Below are 14355 nucleotides of genomic sequence, written 5' to 3'. Positions count from 1 at the left end.
CAGTACTGCTACGGGCGGCGGGAGTCCACGGATTCCCGCCGCCCGTCGGCGTCCACGGAGGCCTGTCCGGCCCCGGCGGCGTCCAGCACCAACTGCTCGACGCCGCACAGGAACCGAGCCATCCGCGCGCGGTCCAGCAGCGCGCCGTCGGCGACCATCAGCAGCTCGATCGCGCCCGGGACGGCCACCACGTCCACCGCGACGGACGCCCCGGGCCGGGCCGGGAAGGTGTCGGGGAAGCTCAACTCCCGTTCCACCGGCGGGGCTTCGCCGATGCCGTCGGGCATCGAAGCGGCCAGCGGGTCCCGGGTGTCGTTCCAGATCACCGAGTGGTCGGCCAGCTCCGCGCCGCCGGCCCGCAGCGCCGCCAGCTCGGCGTCCAACCGCGGCTTGTGGTAGCCGGAGTGGCGGTAGGCGGCCAGCGCCGGGCCCTGGCAGCGGCGGACGGTCTCGGCGAACTCCTCGGCCAGCTCGGGGAGATGGAACAGCCCTTCCTGGGCGAGCGTGGTGACGGCCTCCGCGGCCTGCCCGGTGAACCGGTTGCCCACCACCACCTGGAACAGCAGCTCGCGCTGCCCGCCGAGCCGCCCCAGCTCGGTGGCGGCGGCGGCCAGCAGCACCGTGGCGTCGCCGGTCCGCAGCCGGGCCGCGGCCACCGGCAGCGCGGCGGCCAGCTCCGGCGAGCGCAGCACCGCGAGCGGGAAGCGCCGCGCCGGGTCCGGTTCGCCGTCCGGGCGCGGCAGTTGGACGCGCGGGCCGGAGCCCAGCCTGTCCCGCCAGTGCCGGCGGGCGGCGGCGTCCCGGCGGCGGCCGCGCGGCGAGTCCTGCTCGGCGGCCTCCTCCAGCGGCTGCGCGAAGGCCCGTTCGGCGCGCAGGTCGTCGGCGCTCCGCCCGGCGGCCAGCAGCGTCAGGTCGCGGACCGCGCGGCGCATCCCCCAGCCGTCCGAGGCGGTGTGCGACAGCACCAGCACCACCTGCCGGACCAGGCCGTCCACCAGCACCAGACCGAGCCGCACCGGCCACTCGCCCGGCAGGTCGAACGGGCGGGCGGCGAACCGGGCGAGCAGCTCCGCCGCGGCCCCGGCGGCGAGTTCGGCGCTCGCGCGGCGCAGCACGGCGACCGGCAGCACCCCGCCCGCGTCCACGTCCTGGACCAGGTCGCCGTCCTCCTCGACCAGCCGGGTACGCAACGCGTCGTGCAGGTGCAGCAGTTCGGCGAACGCGCGGAGCGCCGTCTCCGGCGGCAGGCCCGGCTCGACGGGCGCCGCCGTCCGCAGGTTGTACCGGGGCGCGTCGGGGCCCAGCGCGACCAGCGCGGCGTGGACGGCCCGCTGTCCCCAGGTCGCGGGGCCGCGCCCGCCGCGCGCCGCACGCACCGTCAATTCCGTTGTGCTGTCCGGCTGTTCGCTCGATGCGTTCATGGGGCCAGACGGTACAAGCGGGCCGAGCGGGGCGGCCAGAGGGCGGCGGCCGCCCGGCCGGAAGCGGTCAGCGGATCCGTTCGGGGAGCCGCGGGACGACCGGCAGCGCACCGTGCGGGGCGGGCCGCCGCTGGCCGGGCAGCGGGGCGCCGGGGGCCGCTCCGGCGGGCGGGACGGGGCGGCGCGGCGCGGCCGCGGACGGCTGCGGGTGCGCCGCCGGGGCCTCGACGGGCAGGCCGAGCGGGGCGACGGAGACCTGCACCCCGCCGTCGGCGAGCGCGTCGAGTTCGTGGGACGTCGGCTCCTCGGCCGCGGCGTGCTCGTCGGTGACCAGCCGGGTGATCGCGTCGGTGGCGACGGTCTGGAACATGCTGTCCGCGCCGAGCTTGGTGTGGTCGGCGAGGACGATCACCTCGTTGGCGGACTGCACCAGCGCCCGGTCGACGCTGGCGGACAGCATGTTGGCGGTGGACAGGCCGCGCGCGGCGGTCAGCCCGCTGCCGGAGATGAAGGCCTTGGTGACCCGCAGCCCGGCCAGCGACTGCTCGGCGCCGCTGCCGACCAGCCCGTAGTTGGAGCCGCGCAGGGTGCCGCCCGTCATCACCACCTCGACCCGGTTGGCGTGCGCCAGCGCCTGGGCCACCAGCAGCGAGTTGGTGACCACCGTCAGCCCGGGCACCCGGGCGAGCCGGCGGGCCAGCTCCTGGGTGGTCGTCCCGGCGCCGACGACGATGGCGTCGCCCTCCTCGACCATGCTCGCGGCGAGATCGGCGATGGCGCTCTTCTCGGCGGCGGCGAGGTGGGTCTTCTGCGGATAGCCGGGCTCCCGGCTGAAGCCGCCGGGGAGCACCGCGCCGCCGTGCCGGCGGTCGAGCAGCCCTTCGGCCTCCAGGGCCCGCACGTCCCGGCGGACGGTGACTTCGGAGGTCTGGACGACGCGGGCCAGCTCTCGGAGCGACACGGCTCCGTTGGCGCGCACCATCTCGAGAATCAACTGGCGACGTTCTGCAGCAAACACAGAACCGACGGTAACCCGAGTGACCGTCTGCTTTCAGGCGTTTGCACCTGGTAACTGGATTTGCTCACCCAAGAGCGGCGCACGACCGTACAATGCGCGCTCCGCCGGGCGGGTGAGCCGGACGGCGTGCGCCCGGCTCACCCCCGGCGATCAGGAACCCGCGCCCTCGCGCTTGCGAATGTGCAGCTGGCGGGCGGCCTCGGCGGTGGAGCCGGACAGCGACGGGTAGACGGTGAAGGTGTTGGCCACCTGTTCGACCGTCAGGTTGTTGTCCACCGCGAGCGAGAGGGCGTGGATCAGTTCGGAGGCGCGCGGCGCGACCACCACGCCGCCGACCACGATGCCGGTGCCGGGGCGGGCGAACAGCTTCACGAAGCCGTCCCGGATGCCCTGCATCTTGGCCCGCGGGTTGCCGCGCAGCGGGAGCTTGATCTCGACCGCGTCCATCTTTCCGCAGGACACGTCGGCGTGGGTGTAGCCGACGGTGGCGATCTCCGGGTCGGTGAACACGTTGGACGCCACGGTCTTTAGGTTCAGCGGCTGCACCGCGTCGCCGAGCGCGTGGTACATCGCGATCCGGCCCTGCATGGCGGCCACCGAGGCCAGCATGAACACGCCGGTGCAGTCGCCGGCCGCGTAGACGCCGGGGGCGGAGGTGCGGGAGACCCGGTCCACCTTGATCTGGCCCCAGTCGTTGACCGCGACGCCGGCCTCCTCCAGGCCCAGGTCCGTGGTGTTGGGGATGGAGCCGACCGCCATCAGACAGTGCGTGCCGGTGATCACCTTGCCGTCGGCCAGCGCCACCTCGACCCGGTCGCCGACCCGCTTGGCGCTCTCGGCGCGGCTGCGGCTCATCACGTTCATGCCGCGGCGGCGGAACACGTCCTCCAGTACCTCGGCGGCGTCCGGGTCCTCGCCGGGCAGCACCCGGTCGCGCGAGGAGACCAGCGTGACGTTCGAGCCGAGCGCCTGGTACGCGCCGGCGAACTCGGCGCCGGTGACGCCGGAGCCGACCACGATCAGCTCGCGCGGCAGCTCCTCCAGGTCGTACACCTGCGTCCAGGTCAGGATCCGCTCGCCGTCCGGCTGGGCGTCGGGGAGTTCGCGCGGGCGCACGCCGGTGGAGATCAGCACCGCGTCGGCCCGCAGCGACTCGACCCGGCCGTCGGTGTGGTCGACCAGCACCTCGCGGGAGCCGTCCAGACCCTGGCCGCCCGCGCCGAGCCGGCCGCGGCCGCGCAGCACCGTGACGCCCGCCCGGGTGACGGCCTGGGTGATGTCGTGCGACTGGGCGATCGCCAGCCGCTTCACCCGTCGGTTCACCTTGCCGAGGTCCACTCCGACCACTCGGGCCGGGTCGGCGGCGTCCGGCGTGCCGTCCGCGACCAGGATGCCGAGTTCCTCGTACGAGCTGTCGAAGGTAGTCATCACCTCGGCGGTGGCGATCAGCGTCTTGGACGGCACGCAGTCCGTCAGCACCGCCGATCCGCCCAGACCGTCGCGATCGACGACGGTCACCTCCGCGCCGAGCTGGGCGGCCACGAGGGCCGCCTCGTATCCGCCTGGTCCGCCACCGATGATCACGATCCGAGTCACGTGCTCCATTGTCCCGCATGCCGGAACGGATTCCACGCCGGGGGCGTTGTTACCGACCCTTGCTCCCTGCCCGCGCGCGCGTGTAGGGCCGGGGGCCTCGGGCAGGAGCCTCCGTCGGGCCGCTCCCGTAGGCTGACGGTCATGTCGCTCTATGCCGCCTACGCCACCAACCTCGACGCCCGGCAGATGAGCCGCCGCGCCCCGCACTCCCCGCTGCGCGGCTCCGGCTGGCTGCCCGGCTGGCGGCTCACCTTCGGCGGCGAGCAGCTGGGCTGGGAGGGCTCGCTGGCCACCGTGGTGGAGGACGAGAAGGACCAGGTCTTCGTCACGCTCTACGACGTCGCCCCGATGGACGAGGACGGCCTCGACCGCTGGGAGGGCGTGCAGCTCGGCATCTACCGCAAGGTCAAGCTGCGCGCGCAGACCCTGGACGGTGAAGTCCCGGTGTGGACGTACGTGCTGAACGACTACGAGGGCGGTCTGCCCGCCGCCCGCTACCTCGGCCTGATCGCCGACGCCGCGGAGAGCGCCGGCGCCCCCGACGACTACGTCCTGGACCTGCGCCACCGCCCCTGCTGACCGGGCCTCCACCCCCGGCCGGCCGGTCCTCCGTCCTTGCGCCGGACGGGAGTTCGGCCGTCGCCCGGCCGGCCCGCCGGGGACGAATCCTGACGATTGCCGTCGTTCCCTCACATTCCGGGTAACGATCCGGCATGGCTCGGCCCAGTTGTCTACGCGCGTAGGCATCTTTGACCTATCCTCGACCGTGTGAACGCATCTCCTCAGACGGTCGTCTCCGCCGACCCCTACGCCGCCGCCCGGGAAGCCGCCGACCGGCTGCGCGAACTCACCGGCGCCGAGCGCCACGACGTCGCCCTGGTGATGGGCTCCGGCTGGGTGCCGGCCGCCGATGCACTCGGTGAGACGCTCGCCGAGTTCCCGGTCACCGAACTGCCCGGCTTCCCCGCCCCGGCGGTGGCCGGCCACGCGGGCACCATCCGCTCGATCCGGATGCCCGGCGACGACGAGCGCCGCGCGCTGGTCTTCCTCGGCCGCAACCACTACTACGAGGGCCACGGCGTGGCCACCGTGGTGCACGGCGTGCGCACCGCCGCCGCCGCGGGCTGCCGCACCATCGTGCTCACCAACGGCTGCGGCGGCCTCCGCCAGGGCTGGGTCCCCGGCCAGCCGGTGCTGATCAGCGACCACATCAACCTGACCGCGGACTCCCCGATCGTCGGCGCCAACTTCGTCGACCTCACCGACCTGTACTCCAAGCGCCTGCGCGCGCTCTGCCGCGAGGTCGACCCGTCGCTGGACGAGGCCGTGTACGTGCAGTTCCGCGGCCCGCACTACGAGACCCCGGCCGAGGTCAACATGGCCCGGGTGATCGGCGGCGAGCTGGTCGGCATGTCCACCAGCCTGGAGGCCATCGCGGCCCGCGAGGCCGGCGCCGAGGTGCTCGGCATCTCGCTGGTCACCAACCTGGCCGCGGGCATGACCGGCGAGCCGCTCAACCACGCCGAGGTGCTGGAGGCCGGCAAGGCCTCCGCCGAGCGGATGGGCGCGCTGCTGGCGAAGGTCCTGGAGAAGATCTGACACCCCGTCCGGGAGGCGACTCCCGGGCAGCGCAGTAGCTCTGACAGAGAATCGGCGCAGGACGGCGGCCATCGGCGGGTTCGGTGGCCGCCGTCGCTCCGTTCACCGCACTCACCTCCTTCAACCCACGCACAGGGAGCGGGACGCATGCCGAAGGCACCCACCACCGACCTCCTCGACCGGGCCCGCGCCTGGCTGGCCGAGGACCCCGACCCGCAGACCCACGACGAGCTGGCCGCCCTGCTGGCCGCCGCCGAGGGCCCGGAGGCCGAGTCCGAGGAGCGGATCGCCTGGTCGCGGCTGGCCGAACGGTTCGACGGGCGGCTCCAGTTCGGCACCGCCGGCCTGCGCGGCGAACTCGGCGCCGGCCCGATGCGGATGAACCGCGCCGTGGTGATCCGCGCCGCCGCCGGCCTCGCCGCGTACGTCCGCAACAACCCGGCGCTCGGCGACCTGGTCGTGATCGGCTACGACGCCCGCCACAAGTCGTACGACTTCGCCCTCGACACCGCCGCCGTCGTGGTCGGCGCCGGCCTGCGCGCCGCGATCCTGCCCCGGCCGATGCCCACGCCCGTCCTCGCCTACGCCATCCGCCACCTGGGCGCGGCCGCCGGCGTGGTCGTGACGGCCAGTCACAACCCGCCGCAGGACAACGGCTACAAGGTCTACCTCGGCGACGGCTCGCAGATCGTCCCGCCCGCCGACGCCGACATCGCCGCCGAGATCGACGCGCTCGGCGCGCTGGCCTCCGTACCGCGTGCCACCGAAGGCTGGGAGGTCCTCGGCGAGGACGTCCTGGACGCCTACCTGACCCGCGCCGCCTCCGTCCTGGACCCCGCCGGACCGCGCGAGCTCACCACCGTCTACACCCCGCTGCACGGCGTCGGCCGCGACGTCCTGCTCGCCGCGTTCGAACGGGCCGGCTTCCCCGCGCCCACCGTGGTCGCCGAACAGGCCGACCCCGACCCGGACTTCCCCACCGTCGCCTTCCCCAACCCGGAAGAGCCCGGCGCGATGGACCTCGCCTTCGCCACCGCCCGCGCGGCCCGCCCCGACCTGGTCATCGCCAACGACCCGGACGCCGACCGCTGCGCCGTCGCCGTCCCCACCCACGACGGCGACTGGCGGATGCTCCGCGGCGACGAGGTCGGCGTCCTGCTCGGCGCGGCCCTCGCCGCCAAGGGCGCGACCGGCGTCTTCGCCACCACGATCGTCTCCTCCACCCTGCTCGGCAAGATCGCCGCCGACGCCGGCCTCGGCTACGCGGAGACCCTCACCGGCTTCAAGTGGATCTCCCGCGCCGACGGCATCCGCTACGGCTACGAGGAGGCCCTCGGCTACTGCGTCGACCCCGACGGCGTCCGCGACAAGGACGGCATCACCGCCGCCCTCCAGATCGCCGAACTCGCCGCCGACCTCAAGCGCCACGGCCGCACCCTCACCGACCTCCTCGACGACCTCGCGCTCGCCCACGGCCTGCACGCCACCGACCAGCTCTCGGTCCGCGTCGACGACCTCACCGTCATCACCGACGCCATGGCCGCGCTCCGCGACAAGCCCCCCGTCGAGCTCGCCGGCCTCACCGTCACCCACGCCGACGACCTCACCGCCGGCACTCCCGACCTCCCCCCCACCGACGGCCTCCGGTACTACCTCACCGGCCCCACCGTCACCTCCGCCCGCATCGTGGTCCGCCCCTCCGGCACCGAGCCCAAGCTCAAGTGCTACATCGAGGCGGTCCTCCCGGTCGCCGCCCACGCCGCCCTCCCCGCCACCCACGAACAGGCCCACGCCCTCCTCACCACCCTCAAGCACGACCTGGCGGCAGCCGCCGGCCTCGCCTGACCGTCCGCCAATTACGCCGAATGGGGCTGGATGCAACATCCGATCCCCTACGATCCGCACGAAACCAGCCAGCGGGCTTTAGAAGAAATCCCCTTTGGAGACTAGTCGGAAGCAAATTTGGGCTGCGGCAATTCAGGCGAGGGCAACGAAATGGTCGGTCTGCTCTCGTGGCGGCGGTGAACTCGACGGAAGCCGCCGAGCCGGGCGACGATGCGCTTGAGCATCCAGCGGTCCTGGCGAAGACATTGGGAGGAGTCGATGCCTCGGCGAGCGGGGGAGGCTGGAATCCGATGCCGGCGCAGGCAGGAACGGATAAACCGGTGGAACTTGGCCCATGCCCTGGCCTTGCTCCATTCGGTGAAGCAACTATGGCAGGTCGGCCCGGACGAGCCGAAACACGGCGGCAGCTGGGCCACGTGCACCCTGAGGTCGCGACGAAAAGGATCGCCGCCAACAGCTCGCGATCTCGGTGTCGCCGCCCACCATCACCCCTGTGGACGTACCGCCACCCCCGGCTGACCTTACATGAAATCCGCCAACCCGCGAGTGGCCCCACCGAAGAATCTCACGGTGGAGCCACTCGCCCTCGAAGACCCCTAGTTCACAGAAGCAACCTTCCTGCGCAGGGTTTCATAAAATGCCCCGACCATCCCATTGAACTCTTCGTCAACCGGCGGCACGGGAACGCCTGCCGAAATATGCTCGCCAAGCATCTGGATCGCATCCATTACCGCTTTCGCCGTCTTGCGATCGATTTCGATACTAAAACTCTCGACCATTTCTCCACTCACCCTATATCGATACCCCCATGAAGAACTCGTGTAATTACGATAGGTATACCAGCAGCTTCTCCGCCTTCCCGAGGCTCGACTCCAGGGTTACCGAGGTCCCAGTTGGGCCGACTGGGATGGCTGCCACGATTTGGTGGGACATCCGTATAGAATTCGAACCCCTCGTACCCGTCTGGTAGGGGTCCGGCGTGGGCGTGCACCGTCGGCACCACGTCATACCGCCCAGTGTGGCCCCACAGCTCTCCACTGTCCACGACGGCCTGGGTATGCGCTTGCGTTTGAGTTGGGCTGGCACGCCGATGATAGGGACCGTACTTCGGAAGGTCTGAGCTGCCACCGTCCGCAGCCTCGCTTCCACCACTACTTGTGGCTTTACTCGTTCCCGCATTGTCTACCTTGGCCGTGTCTACCTCGGTCGGCGTGGAAGCATCCTCCTCGGCCTTTTTGGCGGCATCACTCTCGGCCTTCTTAGCTGCTTGCGCCTCGGCTTCCGCTGCCTCCTTCTCGGTTTTGCGGGCGACGCTGAGGGCTTCCTCGGCCTCCTTGGCCACGCGCTCGGCACTGCGAATAGCGGTGTACGCCTTCTCGCCCTCGCGCCATAGCTTGAACGCCTTGATACCGACCTTGACGGCCTTGAAGACCTTGGCCCACGGAACGAAGTTCAGGGCCGTGTTGATACAGCCCATCACGTCGCCCTTGGTGAAGCAGTCGCGGGCATCGTTAAAGCCGATCAGATCGCCGACGACGTCAACAATCTTGCTGATCAGCTCCTCACGCGCCTGCTTTGCCTTGGCGAGCGCCTCATCGGCGGCCTGCTTCTGGCGGACATATCGAACATGACGTGCGTGCTCCCCCTCCAGCAGCCCGCCCCCCACGGACAGGCATTCGGTCGGGAACGATGCACCCTTCGTGGAGAAAAGGTCAAGGCCTTCCCTCAGAATGTGCACCATTGTCCTGATAGATCGTCAAGTCCGGTTCAACCGGCGGGAGATGCGACTCCCAGGACCGGAATGCCAGGGAGTTCGCCAGCAAAGTAGGACGAACTCGAAAAACCGCGCAAAGAAAAGGGCCCCGGGGTGTCCCCGGGGCCCTTCGGACGCGTCGGCTCAGGTCGCGGCGACGACCGAGATCAGGGCGATCAGGCCCGCCAGCGTCGGGGCGATGACCCACCAGCACCAGGTGGCCTGGATCTCGCCGGCCGCGCCGGGGTCGGCGCGGTGGCGGTCGGCCTGGTCCTGGAGGGCGGTGACGACGGCGTCGGACCAGGCGCGGGTGGGGTCGAGCTGGTCGTGGCGCGGCTGCTGCTTGCTGCGGGACGGCGGCAGGTGCGGGTCACCGGCGGCAGCGGCCTTGGTGGCGCGCCGGGTGGCCTTCTTGCGCTGGCGCAGCGAGACGGGGATCGCCCAGACCTGGAACTTGCGTCCGCCTGCGTGGAGTTCGACCGAGTACCCGGCCTTGAGCCCCTCCACGGTCGCCCACGGCGCGACGACGGTGCGCAGCGGGTTGCGGACCAGCAGCCGCTGGTCGTTGGACTTCACCACGGGCCGCAGCGTGTACGCCGCCACCGGGAAGCCGAAGACGGGCGCGGCGGCGGCCGCGACCCACGGGGTGGCGCCGGTGCCGGAGATGATCGCGTCGATGATCAGCCAGCCGGCGACTCCGAGCAGCATGACGCCCGCGATGACGCCGGGAACGGAGCGGTAGACGCGGTCGGCGTACTTGGGCCCGTTGGCGGCGGACCCCTGGTCGGGTGTCCGGTCGGATTCGGTCATGGCGTCGATTCTGCCCCAGGGGCACGGCCGTCCCCAATGGCGGCGGGGCCACGGGTCGGTCACGAATGATCCGTCCCGTGACCTGGGGCGTTCCCGCCGCACGGCCGCACGGGTCGAACACGTGAGCTGCGTCACGCACGTCAACCGGAGTGCCCCGCCGTTCGTAGCGACAGGTAAGAATCGAAAATCTGCGAGGAGCCGACGATGACCGAGGAGGAGTTCACCGAGTTCTACAGCCACTCGGTCCGCCGGCTCACCGGCCAGCTGTACGTCGTCACCGGCGATCTGCACGAGGCGCAGGACGTGGTCCAGGAGGCTTTCGTCCGCGCCTGGGGCCACCGCCGGTCGCTGGACCGCGACCACGCGCCCGAGGCGTGGGTGCGGACGGTGGCGGGCCGGCTGGCGATCAGCCGTTGGCGGCGGGCCCGGACGGCCGCCCGGGCGTGGCGGCGGCACGGCGAGCCCGGCGACGTGGACGGGCCGGACCCGGCGTCCGTCGACCTGGCCGCGGCGCTGCGCCGGCTGTCGGAGCGCCAGCGGCTGTGCGCGGCGCTGTTCTACGTCTGCGACCTGCCGCTGGACCGGATCGCCGCCGAGACCGGCATGGCCCCGGGCACCGTCAAGGCCCACCTGTCCCGGGCCCGGGCCGCCCTCGCACTCCACCTCGACACACCCTCCGAGGCCGAGGAGAACCACCCATGAGCTCCCTTGACACGCGGCTGTCCGGCGCGCTGCGCACGGCCGCCGACGCCGCCTCCGCCCGCACTGCGGCCCCACCGGCCCGGCAGGTCGTCGCCCTCGGGCGACGGCGCCGCCGGGTCCGGGTCGGCGCGACGGTGACGGTGACCGCCTGCCTGGCGATCGCGGTGGGCGTCGCGTTCGACACCGGCCGTCGGCCGCGCCCGGTCGGCCCGGCCGACGCGCCGACGCTCACCGGGACGACCCGGCAGTCCGGTGCGCCCGGTCCGGGCGCTTCGGCCACCCCGGGTCCGGCCGCCTCGCAGACGCCGCCCACGACGGCCGCCATCACCGATCCGCCCGTGCCCAGCCACACTCCCGCTCGGCCCTGAGCCCCGACCGACCAGGACCTCCGATGCCCAGTACCCCGCTGACCGACCACCCGCCGACCGACCACCCGCCGACCGGCCACTCCCCGGCCACCGACCTGCCGGCCCCGCGCACCCCGGCCGACGACGACTCCGCCCGTCCGGATCTGCCGTCCCGGCTGTGGCACGCCGCCGGCCCGGCCGTCGCGGTGTACGCCGGTGCGCTGGTGCTGCACCTGGTGCTGCTGTCCGCGATGATCACCCGGCCCGGCACCACGCTGACCGACCGGCTGACCTCCTGGGACGGGCGGCACTTCCTGGAGATAGCCTCCGGCGGCTATCCGGACAGCTACACCTACACCCCGCAGGGCGAGCTGACCGGCAACAACCTGGCCTTCTTCCCGCTGTTCCCGTGGCTGGTCCGCCTGGTGCACGCGGTGACCGGCCTGAGCTGGTCGGTGGCCGGCATCGTCGCGGCCCAACTGGCGCTGCTGGCGGCCCTGGTGCTGATCCACCAGCTGGTCGCCCGGCTCTACTCCCGGCGGACGGCGACGATCGTGCTGGTGCTGCTGGCCGCCGCGCAGCCGATGTCGCTGGTGTTCTTCATGTCGTACAGCGAGTCGCTGCTGCTGGCCACCGCCGCCGCGACGCTGCTCGCCGCGCACCGCCGCGCCTGGATCACGGCCGGCGTGTTCGCCTTCCTGGCCGGCCTGACCCGCCCGGCGGGCATCGCGGTGATCGCCGCGCTGGGCGTCGCCGCCCTGATCGAGATGGTCCGCGAGCGCCGCGTGTCGGCCCGCCCGCTGGCCGCCACCGCGCTGGCCTGCACCAGCACGCCCCTCTACCTGTGGTGGGTCGCCGACCGGCTGGGTTCGACGGACGCCTGGTTCACCGTGCAGCGGGCCGGCTGGGACACCCACTGGGACTGGGGCGCCTCGCTCTGGGACTTCCTGGTCCACACCCTGCAGACCGGCGAGGGCTGGGTCCCGGTCTCCATCGCCGTCCTGGTGGTCGCCCACCTGCTCGGCACCGTCCTGACCGTCCGCCGCACCACCTGGCCGCCGCTGCTGGTCTACGGCGGGACGGTGATCGTGCTGACGCTCGCGCAGAGCAACTACTACCACTGCAAGCCCCGCCTGCTGGCCCCCGCGCTGATCTTCCTGCTCCCCGTCGCGGGCGCCCTCGCCCGGGCCCGCCGCTCCACGCAGATCGCCGTCCTGGCGGGCGCGGCCCTGTTCGGCTGCTGGTACGGCGCCTACATGGTCACCGCCTGGCCCTACGCGATCTGATCCCGCGTCAGGCGGTCCCGTCCCGGGGCTTGACAGCCCGCCGATAACCGGTACGGCGGCACCGGGCCGGTTCGGTACGATTGCGGCGGCCGGGCGACTGCCCGGAGGGCGTCGCGGACCGGCCCTGACACCCGCCCGCGGGCACCGCCAGGTGCCCGCCGGAGAGCATCGGAGTTCCCCAGGATGACTCGGCAGTTGATCACCAGCGCGCTTCCCTACATCAACGGGATCAAGCACCTGGGCAACATGGTCGGGTCGATGCTCCCGGCGGACGTGTACTCCCGCTACCTGCGCCAGCGCGGCCACGAGGTGCTGTACATCTGCGCCACCGACGAGCACGGCACCCCGGCCGAGCTGGCCGCCCAGGAGGCCGGGCTGCCGGTCGCCGAGTTCTGCGCCCGCGCGCACGACCAGCAGAAGGCCATCTACGACGGCTTCCAGCTGTCCTTCGACTGGTTCGGCCGCTCGTCCTCGCCGCAGAACCGGGAGATCACCCAGGAGATCGCCCGCGAGCTGCACGCCAACGGCTTCATCGAGGAGCGGGCGATCCGCCAGGTCTACTCGATCGCGGACGGCCGCTTCCTGCCCGACCGCTACATCGTCGGCACCTGCCCGCACTGCGGCTACGACAAGGCCCGCGGCGACCAGTGCGAGAACTGCACCCGCGTCCTCGACCCGACCGACCTGCTGAACCCGCGCTCGGCGATCAGCGGCAGCTCCGAGCTGGAGGTCCGGGAGACCAAGCACCTGTTCCTGCTGCAGTCCAAGCTGACCGACGAGGTCGAGGCCTGGATCGCCGAGAACGGCGACAGCTGGCCGGTGCTGGCCTCCTCGATCGCCCGCAAGTGGCTCACCGAGGGCCTCCAGGACCGCGCCATCACCCGTGACCTGGAGTGGGGCGTCCCCGTCCCCGCCGACACCTGGCCGGAGCTGGCCGCCGCGGGCAAGGTCTTCTACGTCTGGTTCGACGCCCCGATCGAGTACATCGGCGCCACCAAGGAGTGGGCCGACGCGACCGGCGGCGACTGGCGCTCCTGGTGGTACGAGGCCGACGACTCGGTCCGCTACACCGAGTTCATGGCCAAGGACAACGTCCCGTTCCACACGGTGATGTTCCCCGCCACCATCCTCGGCTCGCGCCAGCCCTGGAAGAAGGTCGACTACGTCAAGGCCTTCAACTGGCTGACGTACTACGGCGGCAAGTTCTCCACCAGCCAGAAGCTCGGCATCTTCACCGACGTCGCGCTCGAACTGCTCCCCGCCGACTACTGGCGCTACTACCTGATGGCGAACGCCCCGGAGTCCGACGACTCCAGCTTCACCTGGGACCTGTTCGCGTCCACCGTCAACAAGGACCTCGCCGACACCCTCGGCAACTTCGTCAACCGCGTGCTGTCCTTCAGCCGCAAGCGCTTCGGCGACGAGGTCCCGGCCGGCGCCGAGAACGGCGAGACCGAGATCGCGCTGGGCGCGCAGATCGCCGACCTGCTCGCCGAGTACGAGGCGCAGCTCGACGCGCTCAACTTCCGCAAGGCCGCGCAGGCGCTGCGCGCGCTCTGGTCGGCGGGCAACGCGTACCTCGACGTCACCGCGCCCTGGACGCAGATCAAGACCGACCCGGAGGCCGCGGCCCGCACCCTGCGCACCGCGATCAACCTGATCCACCTGTACTCGGTGGTCTCCGAGCCGTTCATCCCGACCGCGGCCCGCACCATCCGCGAGTCCTTCACGCTGGCCGACGACACCCGCACCTGGATCACCCCGGACGAGGCCCGCGCCCTCGCCCAGGTCCCGGCCGGCACCGCGTTCACCGTCCCGCCGGTCCTCTTCGCCAAGATCACCGACGAGGACCTCGCCACCTGGACCGAGCGCTTCGGCGGCGGCGCGCAGTAGGGGCACGGCCAGCGGCCCGGGGTTTCGGCGATGCCGATCCCCGGGCCACGCTGTTTTCCTCCCCCCTGCCTATCCAACCGACTAC

At 72.1% G+C, this 14355-nt stretch carries 13 protein-coding genes and 1 pseudogene; 7 read left to right on the top strand and 7 right to left on the bottom strand.

Going from position 1 to position 14355, the window contains the following annotated elements; translation table 11 throughout:
- Positions 1 to 8: 8 nt before the first annotated feature.
- The 3 genes from ACFV4P_RS21995 to ACFV4P_RS21985 form a co-directional block, all read right to left on the bottom strand.
- Entirely contained in the window at positions 9 to 1421 is a 1413-nt protein-coding gene (locus tag ACFV4P_RS21995; protein WP_380473488.1) for a condensation domain-containing protein, read from the bottom strand.
- 67 nt (positions 1422 to 1488) lie between these two features.
- On the bottom strand, positions 1489 to 2403 hold the full coding sequence (locus ACFV4P_RS21990; RefSeq protein ID WP_380473599.1) for a DeoR/GlpR family DNA-binding transcription regulator: 915 nt from the start codon (positions 2401 to 2403) through the stop codon (positions 1489 to 1491).
- 186 nt (positions 2404 to 2589) lie between these two features.
- On the bottom strand, positions 2590 to 4044 hold the full coding sequence (locus ACFV4P_RS21985) for an NAD(P)H-quinone dehydrogenase (protein ID WP_380473486.1): 1455 nt from the start codon (positions 4042 to 4044) through the stop codon (positions 2590 to 2592).
- 132 nt (positions 4045 to 4176) lie between these two features.
- Here ACFV4P_RS21985 and ACFV4P_RS21980 point away from each other — a divergent pair, with 132 nt between their 5' ends.
- From ACFV4P_RS21980 to ACFV4P_RS21970, 3 genes are all read left to right on the top strand, one after another.
- Positions 4177 to 4614: a gamma-glutamylcyclotransferase gene (locus tag ACFV4P_RS21980; RefSeq protein WP_380473484.1), complete on the top strand. Its 438-nt coding sequence runs from the start codon at positions 4177 to 4179 to the stop codon at positions 4612 to 4614.
- A gap of 189 nt (positions 4615 to 4803) precedes the next feature.
- Complete coding sequence (locus ACFV4P_RS21975) at positions 4804 to 5634, top strand: purine-nucleoside phosphorylase (RefSeq protein ID WP_380473482.1); 831 nt, start codon at positions 4804 to 4806, stop codon at positions 5632 to 5634.
- A gap of 147 nt (positions 5635 to 5781) precedes the next feature.
- A complete protein-coding gene (locus tag ACFV4P_RS21970; protein ID WP_380473480.1) occupies positions 5782 to 7479 on the top strand; it encodes a phospho-sugar mutase in 1698 nt (565 codons plus the stop codon).
- A 242-nt stretch (positions 7480 to 7721) separates the two neighbouring features.
- On the opposite strand, the pseudogene ACFV4P_RS21965 reads toward ACFV4P_RS21970, so the two are convergent.
- The 4 genes and pseudogenes from ACFV4P_RS21965 to ACFV4P_RS21950 all read right to left on the bottom strand — a co-directional run.
- Positions 7722 to 7994, bottom strand: a pseudogene (locus ACFV4P_RS21965) (transposase); the annotation flags it as partial.
- Positions 7995 to 8075: 81 nt separating this feature from the next.
- Positions 8076 to 8270 carry a hypothetical protein gene (locus ACFV4P_RS21960; RefSeq protein ID WP_380473478.1) on the bottom strand — a complete coding sequence of 65 codons (195 nt, stop codon included), beginning with the start codon at positions 8268 to 8270 and terminating at the stop codon, positions 8076 to 8078.
- Positions 8267 to 9220: a hypothetical protein gene (locus ACFV4P_RS21955; RefSeq protein WP_380473476.1), complete on the bottom strand. Its 954-nt coding sequence runs from the start codon at positions 9218 to 9220 to the stop codon at positions 8267 to 8269. The genes ACFV4P_RS21960 and ACFV4P_RS21955 overlap by 4 nt, the downstream gene beginning before the upstream one ends.
- Before the next feature lie 156 nt (positions 9221 to 9376).
- Positions 9377 to 10042: a PH domain-containing protein gene (locus tag ACFV4P_RS21950; protein WP_380473474.1), complete on the bottom strand. Its 666-nt coding sequence runs from the start codon at positions 10040 to 10042 to the stop codon at positions 9377 to 9379.
- A gap of 204 nt (positions 10043 to 10246) precedes the next feature.
- Between ACFV4P_RS21950 and ACFV4P_RS21945 the strand changes: the two genes are divergently transcribed.
- The 4 genes from ACFV4P_RS21945 (at position 10247) to metG (ending at position 14270) form a co-directional block, all read left to right on the top strand.
- Complete coding sequence (locus tag ACFV4P_RS21945; RefSeq protein WP_073808126.1) at positions 10247 to 10744, top strand: SigE family RNA polymerase sigma factor; 498 nt, start codon at positions 10247 to 10249, stop codon at positions 10742 to 10744.
- Positions 10741 to 11112 carry a hypothetical protein gene (locus ACFV4P_RS21940; protein WP_380473472.1) on the top strand — a complete coding sequence of 124 codons (372 nt, stop codon included), beginning with the start codon at positions 10741 to 10743 and terminating at the stop codon, positions 11110 to 11112. The genes ACFV4P_RS21945 and ACFV4P_RS21940 overlap by 4 nt, the downstream gene beginning before the upstream one ends.
- Before the next feature lie 23 nt (positions 11113 to 11135).
- Positions 11136 to 12377: a mannosyltransferase family protein gene (locus tag ACFV4P_RS21935; RefSeq protein ID WP_380473471.1), complete on the top strand. Its 1242-nt coding sequence runs from the start codon at positions 11136 to 11138 to the stop codon at positions 12375 to 12377.
- 183 nt (positions 12378 to 12560) lie between these two features.
- The gene (gene metG / locus ACFV4P_RS21930) at positions 12561 to 14270 is read left to right on the top strand and encodes a methionine--tRNA ligase (protein ID WP_380473469.1); all 1710 of its coding nucleotides are present in this window, start codon (positions 12561 to 12563) and stop codon (positions 14268 to 14270) included.
- The last annotated feature ends 85 nt before the right edge of the window (positions 14271 to 14355 follow it).

It is taken from the genome of Kitasatospora sp. NPDC059795 (assembly GCF_042732175.1).
In the GTDB taxonomy this organism is placed as follows: domain Bacteria; phylum Actinomycetota; class Actinomycetes; order Streptomycetales; family Streptomycetaceae; genus Kitasatospora.
Note: the sequence above shows the minus strand (reverse complement) of the source record. Positions and strands in the feature narration are given on the sequence as shown.

Coding starts and splice junctions, on each gene's coding strand:
- ACFV4P_RS21995 (WP_380473488.1), bottom strand. CDS start 1,421: ATGAACGCATCGAGCGAACAGCCGGACAGCACAACGGAATTGACGGTG.
- ACFV4P_RS21990 (WP_380473599.1), bottom strand. CDS start 2,403: ATGGTGCGCGCCAACGGAGCCGTGTCGCTCCGAGAGCTGGCCCGCGTC.
- ACFV4P_RS21985 (WP_380473486.1), bottom strand. CDS start 4,044: ATGGAGCACGTGACTCGGATCGTGATCATCGGTGGCGGACCAGGCGGA.
- ACFV4P_RS21980 (WP_380473484.1), top strand. CDS start 4,177: ATGTCGCTCTATGCCGCCTACGCCACCAACCTCGACGCCCGGCAGATG.
- ACFV4P_RS21970 (WP_380473480.1), top strand. CDS start 5,782: ATGCCGAAGGCACCCACCACCGACCTCCTCGACCGGGCCCGCGCCTGG.
- ACFV4P_RS21955 (WP_380473476.1), bottom strand. CDS start 9,220: ATGGTGCACATTCTGAGGGAAGGCCTTGACCTTTTCTCCACGAAGGGT.
- ACFV4P_RS21950 (WP_380473474.1), bottom strand. CDS start 10,042: ATGACCGAATCCGACCGGACACCCGACCAGGGGTCCGCCGCCAACGGG.
- ACFV4P_RS21945 (WP_073808126.1), top strand. CDS start 10,247: ATGACCGAGGAGGAGTTCACCGAGTTCTACAGCCACTCGGTCCGCCGG.
- ACFV4P_RS21940 (WP_380473472.1), top strand. CDS start 10,741: ATGAGCTCCCTTGACACGCGGCTGTCCGGCGCGCTGCGCACGGCCGCC.
- ACFV4P_RS21935 (WP_380473471.1), top strand. CDS start 11,136: ATGCCCAGTACCCCGCTGACCGACCACCCGCCGACCGACCACCCGCCG.
- metG (WP_380473469.1), top strand. CDS start 12,561: ATGACTCGGCAGTTGATCACCAGCGCGCTTCCCTACATCAACGGGATC.